Raw genomic sequence first — 11,337 nt, 5'->3', positions numbered from 1 at the left:
ATGACGATGGACTTTTTCTGGATAATGTCGTCTTTCTCAAGAAGAGCATTGTCTTTTTCAAGAAGGGCGCTGTCTTTTTCAAGAATGACACTGTCGATGGTCTGGATGGCCTCAAGCTAGGCCTCCAGATCCAGGGCTGTTCCAGCATTTCCGACCAGTAAACTCAAGGCGGATTTTGGCTGATGACTGACGGTATGAATGAGTGATTTCATGGCCGTCATTTTACCATAACTGTCTGAGTTTTCAGACTAAAAACAGCTATCATAATGCCTTTTTTTATGGGGTTTCATGGCATTAAGATTGTAGCCATCCAGCAACCAATTGAGCTGCTGGCCCGTTAAGGTTATCAGCTCGTCATCGGGTTTGGGCCAGTGGAATTTATCGTCTGCCAGGCTCTTGTAATAAAGTACAAAGCCATTGTCTTCCCAGAACAGGCATTTGATTTTATTGCGGTGGCGATTAGTGAAGGCATAGAGATGGCCGTCAAAAGGATTATGCCCAAGCTCCTGCTCGACCAGGACCGCCAGCCCCTTGAAGGACTTTCGAAAATCGATGGGATCCCGGTAAAGGTAGACCGCAGACAAAGTGGACGACGGGCGCATGACAGGCTGATTCATTGCAGTAACCCGATCAATTGTCCAGCCAGGGTCAGATTATTGTGGTCAATACCAGAAACACTCAAACCATTAGGCAGTGAGACTGTTAAGACTGAGGATGCCTGGCCAGTTTGATCCTGACGCTGAGCCAGTGACACAGGTAAAAAGGCTGTACGGGTATTTGATGATGAAGCAGGCGCGTTCCCGGCCCACAGCATCTTTTTCCAATAACCAAGCTGTGATGGTCTGACGCCATTTTGTCGGCACCAGGCTTTTTGGCTAAGCCCGGAGTTATGCCAGGCTTCGATCTGTTGCAGCCATTGTTCTTTAGTGGTTTCTGAGGTGGTATCGGAGCCTCCATGTAATCAGAGGCTTTATGATCCACGATCAAATCTCAGCGGGGTAGGACGTGGGTTATTTTGGCGGTTAGTGTGCCGAGATAAATCGGCAAGATGTTAAGGGTGAAAGTCCCTGTGGGGTAAGACTGGCGGGTCGCCCCAGCCTCGAGTCATGCGCCGTATATCGTAAGGTATCCGGTGAAGCGTTGGCAGGGGAGCCTGTAGGCTAAGTATTGAGCTGTGAAATCCAATAATCCGAGGTGCTGATGTTGTTAATCGATGCAGAAAGCAATATTGCAGGTTGCACTACACCGCAAGTGACCTGTGGGCCTCGCGCAGTCGGAGACCTTGTGCATGCAGGTACGCATCTTGTGCCCTCTTAATCTACAAGAGCCGGGAGATCCTGCTGGTTTCTCCTGTTTAGCCATAGGAGGCGCAGTAGGGAAGGTTAATAGCCATACGCCTATTGTCGTCGGCAGGAAGTCGGACAAGCCCATAGTACCTGAGAAGCGCCGAACAAAGCAGAGAGATCTGTGGCGGAGGTTGTGGAGGAAAGGGGTTTGACCAAGAGGAATATCCAACAGGATGTCCGTGACCCGACTCAGCGCGGGAATAGCACTATGTCCAATCTGTTGGGTATACGTCAGGCTGCGGCAAAGGATCGTCGTTTACAGTTCACGGCCTTGTTTCACCATATTACACCTTATCTGTTGAAAGACTGTTTCTTTCAATTGAAACGGAGGTCGGCAGCGGGGGTAGATGGTGTTACATGGCAAACCTATCAGCGGGATTTGGATAACCGGCTGGCATCCTTGCACGAACGATTACATAAAGGAAGCTATCGCCCCCGAGCGGCCAGAAGGATAATGATTCCGAAAGCTGACGGTGGTGAGCGTCCGATCAGTGTATTCTGTCTGGAAGATAAGATAGTCCAGCAGGCGGTAGTCAAGGTATTGGAGGGGATTTACGAGAATGATTTCCGTGGTTTTTCTTACGGTTACCGACCTTTGAAAAGCCAACATGATGCATTGGATGCTCTGACGGTGGGAATCAAACGTAATCCGGTGAACTGGGTGCTGGATCTGGATATTCGGAAATTCTTCGAACAGGTCGAACATGAGTGGCTGATCATGTTTTTAGAGCATCGGGTGAGGGACAAGCGCATTATCCGCTTGATAAGACAGTGGATACAAGTAGGGCTCTACGACGAGGATGGTCGTCGTGTTCGAAGCGTAAGGGGGATGCCACAGGGATCGGTGATATCGCCGCTATTATCAAATATTTATTTGCACTACGTGTTTGACCTTTGGGTTGACCAATGGCGAAAGCGGGAAGCCTCTGGACGAATGATTGTGGTTCGCTTTGCGGATGACAGTGTGCTGGGCTTTCAGCGTGAGCATGATGCAAAGGTCTTCCTGAGTGAGCTTGGTAAAAGACTTGGGCAGTTTGGTTTGTCCTTGCATGAGGATAAAACCCGATTGATACGCTTTGGTCGCTTTGCCAAAGTTGACTTGAAGAAAAGGGAGCAGGGAAAGCCGGAGACGTTTACGTTTCTTGGATTTACTCATATCTGCGGTATTAGTCGAAGCAGTGGAAACTTCAACATTGTCAGACGAACCAGCAAAGAGCGAATGCGAGCGACATTGAGCAAGATCAAAGACTATCTCCTGAAACACAGGCATGACCCCGTGCCGGAGCAGTTGAAGTGGTTGAGTCGTGTACTGCAAGGTCACATGAACTACTTTTCGGTGCCCGGCAATGGACTGAGAATCAATGCCTTCAGGACAGCAGTGCAAAAGATTTGGTACAAAGCCTTGAAGCGGCGCAGCCAGAGAAGCAGACTGAACTGGAAGAAGTTTGGTGCCTTCATCAACACTGTGTTGCCCAAAGTAAAAGTTCTTCATCCATGGCCGGAGCAACGGTTTGACGTTAAATACTCAAGGTAGGAGCCGTATGCGCTAGCAGTGCAACGGATCTGCGCAGGGGGTGGCGGGTGACCGCCATTCCTACTGTGACCTCACGGCTTTAGTACCCGCTGTCTACGCTTCACAACCAGCGTTGCCACTGGCTATGCAAGACTCGCTTCCGGTTGATGGTTAGTCTTTGCCGGGCAGGAGTTGAACCTGCTGGATTTCAGTGAATGATTTCAGTTCATAGAACCTCCCACATCCTCAGGCTTAGCCTGTCGCAAGCAGAATCAGTGTTCAAGCAATGCCAGAATATCCAGTAACTCCAACTCAATATGCCAGTTCGAGCTGGCCGGAGGTTCGCTAAGCTTATTTGGGAGTTCGATCAATTCCAGGTCAGAAGCCTGAACGACATTGGTAGAGTCAGTGTCAGCATCGCTCTTGACTTTACGTTTCCAGTTTGTGAAGGTAGCCAAGCTGCTGTTTTGAGTTTGGCAAAAAGCTTTCTGACTCAAACCGCAGGCCATTTGCTGGCCAATAATCTGCTGCCACTGTTCGGGAGTGAGGCGGGTAAAGGGTTTTGTCGGTTGATTCATGCTTCGCATCTCCTGCGTTGTTTGCAGGAGAAAGACTGGCAGTCATGTTGTGATTTTTGAAGACATCCTCAAATGAGCGCTTACGTTGGAAGACTTTCATATTGACAATTGAACATATTGATGATTTTATGTGTCAATTGTCGTATTATGTTTTAGCGACAAAAATAAAAAAAATAGGATGGTAATATTATGCAAAGTACTGCAAAAAAAAACTGAGAATAGTTTCAATCGTTATATTGAAGACGTAAATCTTTTGATTGAAAATTCTGAAGATAGTGCTGAACAAGCTGCTCTTAGGTCTTTTCGGAATGCTGTTGAGCCTCTTTTGAACAATCCATCTGAAATAAAAAGTTTCCTTGGAAAGATTCAAAGGCATATTTTAACAGTAGCTAAAGAAGAGTTTACCTCAATTGAAGAAATTCAAGAAGTAGTTCCAGAAAATATTAAAGTCATTCTTGGCTAAAATTGATGCGAAGCCAAGTATACTGGCTTCGTTTTTAGTTTACATCTTGAAATAATTCATTTTTTTAAATGAATAAAAAATAAATCTATTTTGTATCTAGATAAAAAATAGAGATAAATAAAATGAATGTTGTGTCGATAGCTGATAGTACAAAGAATTTCAAGTTTGATATTATTGGTCTAGAGTTTACCGAAAATGTTGTTTTTGAATTTACGAATAAAGAACCTTTCTCTACAAAGCTAGCTAGCAGTGAAGGACCGCAAATTTCAGACTATGTTACACATGAAAATGATTTTTCTTACAGTACTTCGGGTATTCATATTGCTCAAGATGATAGGTTGACATTTATTTCTGATAACTTGGAAAGAACTATTATTGGATATTTTTCAGACTACCGTGAGAGTTCAAAAACTAGAGGTTGTCAGGTTGAAATTCACTTCAGCCCTTCAATTTATAGAAAATTAATTATCCCTAGAGGGGTGTCGCATTCCTTTGATGGCCTAGAGGGTATAATTACTAGGGATGAACCGATTTGGTATATGGACGATAATAATGCTGATTGGAATATAAATAATGATCTTGTTTCAGTTCCAAAAAAGAATCCTGTAAGTTCTGAATTATTTGTAACGGTAAACAATAATAAATTACCTGATAAAGCACATTTGCTTTTTTCTCAGCTTCAACAACATATCCTCCAGACTCCTAAGCTTTATTCCAGCAGGGAAAAAATAAAAGTAAATGGTGAATATAAATATGTAATGTTCGAAGACATCGAATGGTTAAAATCTGAGGACAAAGTTAGTGAGATACAGAATGAGGTTGGTCAGTTTTCTATAGATGGTGTACGTGTAAAGAAAAATAAATATGCTTACACTGGCAGTGAGTCTTATACGATTGTACCAAACACATCATCATGTGTGTCAGATATATTAATAATGAATAAACAATCTGACTACTTTTACTATAAAAACTTTAACGTTTATATGACTATAATGAACGAAAATATTGAAGAGGTAACTATTACTCTCCATGATTTAAGAAAAGACAAGGATGGAGTAAGGGAGGTGGTATCACTACCATCTGACCCAAGGATAAATATAAAAATTCCAGCAGGAGTTGCTGTTAAAATTACGAGTAAAAAAGAGCTTATCATAAGAGCGGAAATAGAGGTTTTGTATAATGAAGCTGGTGAGTTATCAGTTAATGACTCTCTAATTTCAGTTTCAGAAAATGAGTTGGCTAATCATATATTCAAAGCCCCCGAACGTATTATGCCGATGGAAGTTGTCAATATATTGGCAAAACTAGAAACAGAGAAGTTTTTTATTGGTGCTGAGTAATGAAAAAAACATACTACTCACTATTAACAATAATATTTTTATTGTCACTTTCAGAGGCCCTTTACGATTTCTTTTTTGCTAACCTGTCTGTTGAATCAACCGGAACAATCACAACAGGGACTATAACTTATGCTATAGGATATAGTGCAGAGATTTTCATTTCATTACTAGCCGGGGGTTTCCTTGATAAGAAAAATTTAAATTTTTTATTTTGTGTTGGAATGGCCGTAAAAATCATTGTATTTACAATTTGCATTACTTTAATTCAGTACATTGGTCTTTCGAAAGAACTGATTTGGGGTTCTGCTTTCTTTATCGATCTAATTCACCATTTTACAAACATGGTAGTAATTAGTTCGTTACCACTAGTGTTTGGAGAAAAAATATTAGCTAAGTTCTATGCGGTTCTTGCTATATCTGGTGGACTAGTTAAAGTCTGCGGACCGATTGTTGGTGGATTTTCTGTGATGGTAATGGGATCAACTGCATCGTTTTCATTGTCAATTGGTATGCAAGTTGCTTCTTTGATTATCTTCATATTGTTTGTAAATTTGCATGGTCGTTCTAATGAAAGACTTAACAGTGGCAATCAAATTACAGTGTTTGGGTCAATACAGCTAACACTTGAAGCACTAAGAAGTATTTATAAGAACAGAAAGTGGAGGAAGTTTATTATACTTGATAACATATTAATGATAGCAATAGGTAGCTGTACTCTTCTTTGGTTTTTTTATTTTAAAACGCTTTACTTGGAAAACACAGAAGAGATTGGGGTTTCATTATCAATTGGAGCCATGGGTACCATATTGGCAGGTCTTATTTTAACTAAGATCTATAACAAGACAAAGATCAAGGTTGAATTCTTATTATCTACTGGCCTGATGGTTGTTGCATCTTTTATTGCTAGTTATGAAAGTATTTATTTAGCCAATGTTGCTATTTTTGTTTTCTTCTTTGGGGCAACTATTTATTTACGTCGATCAGATTATTTTTTGCAAACTAATTATCCAAAAGATAGTTTAGGTTCATTTTACTCTGCTGTTGATATACTTGGGAGAGTTTCTGGGATGATCACTATAGTAGCTGCGGGGCTTTTCTTTGATAAATTTGGTATACGACTTTTTTATATTTTTATAAGTATACTGTTTGCGTTTGTTTTTATTCTTTTTTTATCATTTAACTTTAATTCGATTGGTAGATTAACAAAGGAATAAGTTAATAATCATGAACAATATAAGACATATATTTAATGAAATGAAAAATAATTCTATAAAAATAAAGAAAAATATATCAAGCATTGAAGGATTATCATTTTGTAGAAATCGCTTATACTCAGATATTGGTAATAATGGTGATCTTCGTATACATTCAAATAAGGGTAACATTGTTAATCATTACGTCACTCATCATAAATCCTTTGTCAATAATAGATTTGGAGCACATAAGTGCCAATTGGACAGATTAACTTTTTTTTCAACTGAATCCAAGAGTATTCTTGGGCGTTTTATAGATTGTAGGAATAATTCAAAAACATATGGGAAATTTGTTGAAATTAAAATTCCCTGTAATCCGGATATACAACTTGAGATACCTCCGGGTGTAGCTCATTCATTTGACAATATTAATAGTGTTGTGACTAGAAATGATATGAGTACATATGTCTCGCCTTCTGTAACTGCAAATGATTTATTTGAAGATGATGTTTATGTATGTACTAATAAGTTTGACGATATTAAAGAGGTTTTAAGCTCTCTACCAAAAATTACACCAAGTACGCTGGAGCTTCCCCCAGAAGCATCTGTTTCATTCTTTGGCATGATTACGAAGAACTTAGTTGACGACACGATACCAATAGGGATAATAGGTCAATGGCACTGACTTAAGCTCACTTCCCTTGGTATTTCTTGAGTCTGCGTGCTTGTGATCTTGGATGTTGGAGCCTTTTATGCGGTTTTGGTCGTTTCTTAACGGCCCTTGGCTCCGACCGGCCTGGTCGATTCCCAACAACATGCTGCCCTATGATGTCCATCATATTAATGATCTTCTGTTCCAGCCAATCACCCGATGCTCCCAGTAACGTCTGAAGGAATGACGCCAGTGTTTCCTGAGCCGTTTTAAAGCTCAATTCCCGTGGAGTCTTGTCAATGTGCTTTGCTGTTTTCCCCATCAGTGCCCGTATCAGGTTGTATACCAGAAAGTTGATGGATATTTCTTTTCTCACCATTTCCGGACTTTTACAGCGCAGCATATCCATTTTCATGGTCGTTTTGATCACATCAAAATCTATCTCGTCGTGCCAGCGTTTCAGATACAGCGCAATGATTTCTGTCCGGGAATACTCCTCAACATCCAGTAAAGTGGTGATGATGGTGCGACGTTTGTTCTTGACAGCACGGATTACCAGCTCTGCTGGCATCTGATCATAAAGCTCCTGACTCATCCACTCAGGTCGGACGGGTCTTGTTAATTTGAATAATCCATCCTTGCTACCCAGCTTTTGATCGCATTTCCGGAAATCAATATGGCGGGCACCATTTTTCTCGAAAACCACGTCAGCCTTGGCCTGTAACAGCAAAGCCAACAGGAAGTAGTTCTCAAAATTCGCATCACCTAACAGGATGTCGCCATCCTGCAGATGGGAGAACAATTTCCTGAGCAAAGCTTGTTCCCCGGTTTCTTTCCCTTCGTAGGCAGCCACAGCAAAATTAAGCAATGCGCCACTGCCAAGAGAGATCAAAACGAGGATTCTGAGAATCGGGAAACCAAGCCCTTTTTTTGGGTGCCAGGCTGAGGATATTCTTTCTGATTTTTCTCAGTGTCAGGCATCAACAATGTTGAACCATCAGTAAGCAGTACACGACGTTGATGCCATAGCCACGATTCTGGCGAGGCGCGATCAAGGTTATTGCCTGATGTGCGCAGCAAGCCTCTTATGGATGCTTCAGTCAATCGTTGCCTCGCCTTGCAATAGGCGCTGGTGTCAGTGTTGGGCACCTTATTCTTCTTGCCCTTGACGACCTGATCTCTCGCGTCATCAATGAGGGCGTGGCGACATGATTTAGTGTCACTGGCCACCTGTCGCATGAACAAGGTTAACGTTTTGAGGGGTGGAAAATCCCGTACCCTGCAGCTGGGGTAACAACTCTGAAAAGAGTTAAGGTCATCAGAGGTAATGATTGATGAAAATTCATCACTTCCAGTCTGTGCTAATTGGTGAAGGCAATCATCTGCGAGGTTCAGGAACTCTTGGCTACACTTGTTCATGGCTTGCTCGGAAGGGAAATATTGATGATGATGACTTTTTATAGTCGCTTCTTTCCGAGTAAGCCTTGAATTATCAAGGGATTAGGCATTAAGTCAGTGCCATTGGATAATAGGTTCATGTATTCGAGAATTAAATTATCATAGCTGGGCAGAAAAATCATATATTCTGTTACCGACACAAAAAAACTGCATATCGGAGACTTTGATATTATCTTCAAAAAATGAAATAAATACTTTCGAAGTCCATACCCTATCAGACTCATTCTACACTTTTCTTGCACCGGAAGGGAGTAAGATACATGTAGAACTAATTGACTTAAGGGAATATAGTGAAACTTATAATAAAAAAAGTATTATTGAAATAAATATTAGCGTAAACAACATTCTTGAAATTCCAAGTGGCGTTGCTTTTAGGTTTTCTCACGAAGATAAGGTGATCTCAAGGGTTGAGTATAAAAACTACTATGATGCTAATAACAAGCTAGATGAACATATTAATTTTGACATTAATAATTCAGATTTAAAAGTCGATATTTCAAGAAACTCGGGTTTAGAGTCTCAGTTATAAACTACAGTGCAAAATAACACCGTATCCAATCTCACACTTTGGGGGTAGGGCAGTGAATTACGCTGCCTTGGTCGTCGACGCTTCTGGTTCGGGGATGTTTTCAATATCTGAAAACCGAAATATTTCGGACTTACAGGCGCAGCAGGAACGTACGTTAAATTGAGGAATCACTTCTTTCAATCCTGCTCTCATCATTCCAGCCGTCATGGCATCCTCTGAACGCCAGGGCTGGTTCACCAGACTTCGTGCGATTTTACCTGTCCGAATAGTGAGCAACTGCAATAGCCCATAAGCCAGCAGTCGTATGTTCAGCCAGCGATAAAGTGTTTGTCTTTTGCGTTGCCAGAGCTGGCGGGCTCCAAACAGGTTTTTGATCTGGTTAAACCCCGGTTCAATTGGCCATCTCAAGGCGTAATGACGCAGGATTGTGACGGCATCAAGGGTGGTGTCGGTAGATAATATCAGCCGGGTTTTACGGCGTTTTCCTTTGTGCTCGAACTCTGCCCAGACTGCGATGACTTCCTGCCCTTTAAGTATCCTGACTCGGCACCGGCAACTTCTGTAATGCACAGTGCGTATTCGCCCATAGAGGTGCATTTTTACCTTGTGTTCCGGGAGCTGTTGAACTCTCTCTTTCGTCAGTTTTTCTCCGTAAATTCTGGGCCGTCCTCGCCTCTTCGGTTCGGGCAGTGGTGGCAGGAACAAAGCGAGGTCATGGCGAACCTGGCCGATGGCATGATAACCAAGGTCCTGAGTATGACGGATTACATGCCCCCTCATAAACCAGGAGTCCAACAGCACGTAGGCAGACCGATCACCAATGACGGCATGGGTAAATCGCAGCAGTGCCTTGGCTGTAAACAGTTTACTGGTATTACCCGTTTCAGATGGCATCCGTGCCAGCCATGGTATCGAGGTTTGAACCTCATCTGTGGGACGCTGCTGAACCATGGTCAGGTAAACAAAGCACTGCCCAAGTACATAACGCGCCTGGTTTCGTTTGTGGGCATGCTCAAAGGCGATGCCACTGCCAGGAGCTTTCTCACTGAAGCGAAGGACAAGAGTATCGTCAATAACCAGAAATATGGGCTGTGTTTCTGGAATGGCAAGGCAGCATAACTGCATAAAGCGGGCAACGACTTGATAGCTTCGCCAACGGCCTTTTTCCAACCATTTATGGTAGCTGCCCCAGAAGTTATGGAGCCTTCCCTGTAGCCATGACTGGGTGACAAAGCCCTCGGCGGTGATCATGCTGGCGACGAGCAGTTCGCAGAACGTTGGTACTGATCTTGAGGGTAGCGCCAGAGCCAGAAAAGAGATGTAATAGCCCAGCTTGCCGAGGATGGTTTTCTGTTCTTGGGTGAGCATGGCGGCTTCAAACGTTATCGGGTTCGGAGTCGCCATCTTGCACTTTTTTCGGGCAACTATTGAAGCCTGTTCACTCTAAAGTCGAGTCAAGAAAACTAAATGCTGGAAAGATTGAAATACCTGAAAAAGCACTTATACAGATGTATGCCAAGGAAGCAAAGGAGTATTTTTTATTATGAAATTTTCTTATTAAACTCGGATAGACCTGACCAGGGCGCGATTTTTGCCAGGGAAAGTTGGGGGATTGTTTTATCAGTTCTTTTTCAGTTCGCCACGAATCAATAACCCAGCCTTTGGGCGGAAATTATACCCGTAGAGATCAAACATAACAAAGCTACTCTCTGATATGGCTCAGGCCGTCACTCACTGTGTCATGTTTTGGCCAAAAGAGAATGGGGTTCTAGTGTTGTTTGCCAATTGAGGGATGGCCAGCAAATACCCTTTTTTGCGCCACATCGTCAGTAGCTGACTGATTGACAAGACGAAAAACGCAATTTTCCTCCTTGTGAGGTGGGGTGTCGATAAAAAGGTCATTTTGGATTTTTTCCGACGCTATTCGTCGAAGAAACCCGTACCTTTACATCATCCATATGTGATAAACGAAAACGGTCGTTTCGTTAGTCAGATACTGACTAAGATAACGACTGACTTTCGTAGACGATAACTGCCCAGAAAAATTCAGAGATAGGTTTCGTAGTCACCTAATAGACGGCAGCTTTAAAATCTGAATATCGCTGAATTTTCCTTTTTATGACAGTCGCTTACAAGACAAGTGGCTACATTTTCCCGATTTGTAAGCGTCCAAGCAGGGGGCAGACTCCCCCTACTTGTCGAGTAAGCGTCCAAACAGGGGGCAGACTCCCCCTACTTGTCGAGTAAGCGTCCAAACAGGGGGCA

General features: G+C 42.5%; 11 protein-coding genes and 1 pseudogene. 6 read left to right on the top strand and 6 right to left on the bottom strand.

Annotated elements, in window-relative coordinates; translation table 11 throughout:
• Nucleotides 1-248: 248 nt before the first annotated feature.
• Together tnpB and tnpA (ACO6UY_RS23035) are read right to left on the bottom strand one after the other, a co-directional pair.
• Entirely contained in the window at nucleotides 249-617 is a 369-nt protein-coding gene (gene tnpB, locus ACO6UY_RS23040; RefSeq protein ID WP_422491427.1) for an IS66 family insertion sequence element accessory protein TnpB, read from the bottom strand.
• A pseudogene (tnpA, locus tag ACO6UY_RS23035) lies at nucleotides 614-916 on the bottom strand (IS66 family insertion sequence element accessory protein TnpA); the annotation flags it as partial. The pseudogene tnpA (ACO6UY_RS23035) and the gene tnpB, both read right to left, overlap by 4 nt.
• Before the next feature lie 638 nt (nucleotides 917-1,554).
• On the opposite strand from tnpA (ACO6UY_RS23035), the gene ltrA reads away from it, so the two are divergent.
• Nucleotides 1,555-2,880: a group II intron reverse transcriptase/maturase gene (gene ltrA, locus ACO6UY_RS23030; protein WP_422491426.1), complete on the top strand. Its 1,326-nt coding sequence runs from the start codon at nucleotides 1,555-1,557 to the stop codon at nucleotides 2,878-2,880.
• Nucleotides 2,881-3,131: 251 nt separating this feature from the next.
• Here the strand turns inward: ltrA and tnpA (ACO6UY_RS23025) are convergent, their stop codons facing one another.
• Nucleotides 3,132-3,437, bottom strand: a complete 306-nt coding sequence (gene tnpA / locus ACO6UY_RS23025; RefSeq protein WP_422491424.1) for an IS66 family insertion sequence element accessory protein TnpA — start codon at nucleotides 3,435-3,437, stop codon at nucleotides 3,132-3,134.
• A gap of 130 nt (nucleotides 3,438-3,567) precedes the next feature.
• Here tnpA (ACO6UY_RS23025) and ACO6UY_RS23020 point away from each other — a divergent pair, with 130 nt between their 5' ends.
• The 4 genes from ACO6UY_RS23020 (at nucleotide 3,568) to ACO6UY_RS23005 (ending at nucleotide 7,118) form a co-directional block, all read left to right on the top strand.
• Nucleotides 3,568-3,900: a hypothetical protein gene (locus ACO6UY_RS23020; protein WP_422491423.1), complete on the top strand. Its 333-nt coding sequence runs from the start codon at nucleotides 3,568-3,570 to the stop codon at nucleotides 3,898-3,900.
• Between the two features lie 122 nt (nucleotides 3,901-4,022).
• A complete protein-coding gene (locus ACO6UY_RS23015; protein WP_422491422.1) occupies nucleotides 4,023-5,240 on the top strand; it encodes a hypothetical protein in 1,218 nt (405 codons plus the stop codon).
• Nucleotides 5,240-6,454 carry an MFS transporter gene (locus ACO6UY_RS23010; RefSeq protein ID WP_422491421.1) on the top strand — a complete coding sequence of 405 codons (1,215 nt, stop codon included), beginning with the start codon at nucleotides 5,240-5,242 and terminating at the stop codon, nucleotides 6,452-6,454. The genes ACO6UY_RS23015 and ACO6UY_RS23010 overlap by 1 nt, the downstream gene beginning before the upstream one ends.
• A 10-nt stretch (nucleotides 6,455-6,464) precedes the next feature.
• Entirely contained in the window at nucleotides 6,465-7,118 is a 654-nt protein-coding gene (locus ACO6UY_RS23005; protein WP_422491420.1) for a hypothetical protein, read from the top strand.
• A 7-nt stretch (nucleotides 7,119-7,125) separates the two neighbouring features.
• On the opposite strand, the gene ACO6UY_RS23000 is transcribed toward ACO6UY_RS23005, so the two are convergent.
• Nucleotides 7,126-7,977, bottom strand: coding sequence for a transposase (locus tag ACO6UY_RS23000; RefSeq protein WP_422491418.1), 852 nt, complete (start codon nucleotides 7,975-7,977; stop codon nucleotides 7,126-7,128).
• Nucleotides 7,974-8,330: a hypothetical protein gene (locus tag ACO6UY_RS22995; RefSeq protein ID WP_422491416.1), complete on the bottom strand. Its 357-nt coding sequence runs from the start codon at nucleotides 8,328-8,330 to the stop codon at nucleotides 7,974-7,976. Before ACO6UY_RS22995 ends, ACO6UY_RS23000 begins: the two co-directional genes overlap by 4 nt.
• A gap of 376 nt (nucleotides 8,331-8,706) precedes the next feature.
• On the opposite strand from ACO6UY_RS22995, the gene ACO6UY_RS22990 reads away from it, so the two are divergent.
• Nucleotides 8,707-9,072, top strand: a complete 366-nt coding sequence (locus ACO6UY_RS22990) for a hypothetical protein (RefSeq protein ID WP_422491415.1) — start codon at nucleotides 8,707-8,709, stop codon at nucleotides 9,070-9,072.
• A 57-nt stretch (nucleotides 9,073-9,129) separates the two neighbouring features.
• Here ACO6UY_RS22990 and ACO6UY_RS22985 read toward each other — a convergent pair whose 3' ends face one another.
• A complete protein-coding gene (locus ACO6UY_RS22985; protein ID WP_422491413.1) occupies nucleotides 9,130-10,476 on the bottom strand; it encodes a transposase in 1,347 nt (448 codons plus the stop codon).
• Nucleotides 10,477-11,337 lie beyond the last annotated feature (861 nt).

Source organism: Endozoicomonas sp. ALE010 (assembly GCF_049310165.1).
Classification (GTDB): Bacteria; Pseudomonadota; Gammaproteobacteria; order Pseudomonadales; family Endozoicomonadaceae; genus Endozoicomonas.
This window is presented reverse-complemented; position numbering and strand designations above follow the sequence as displayed.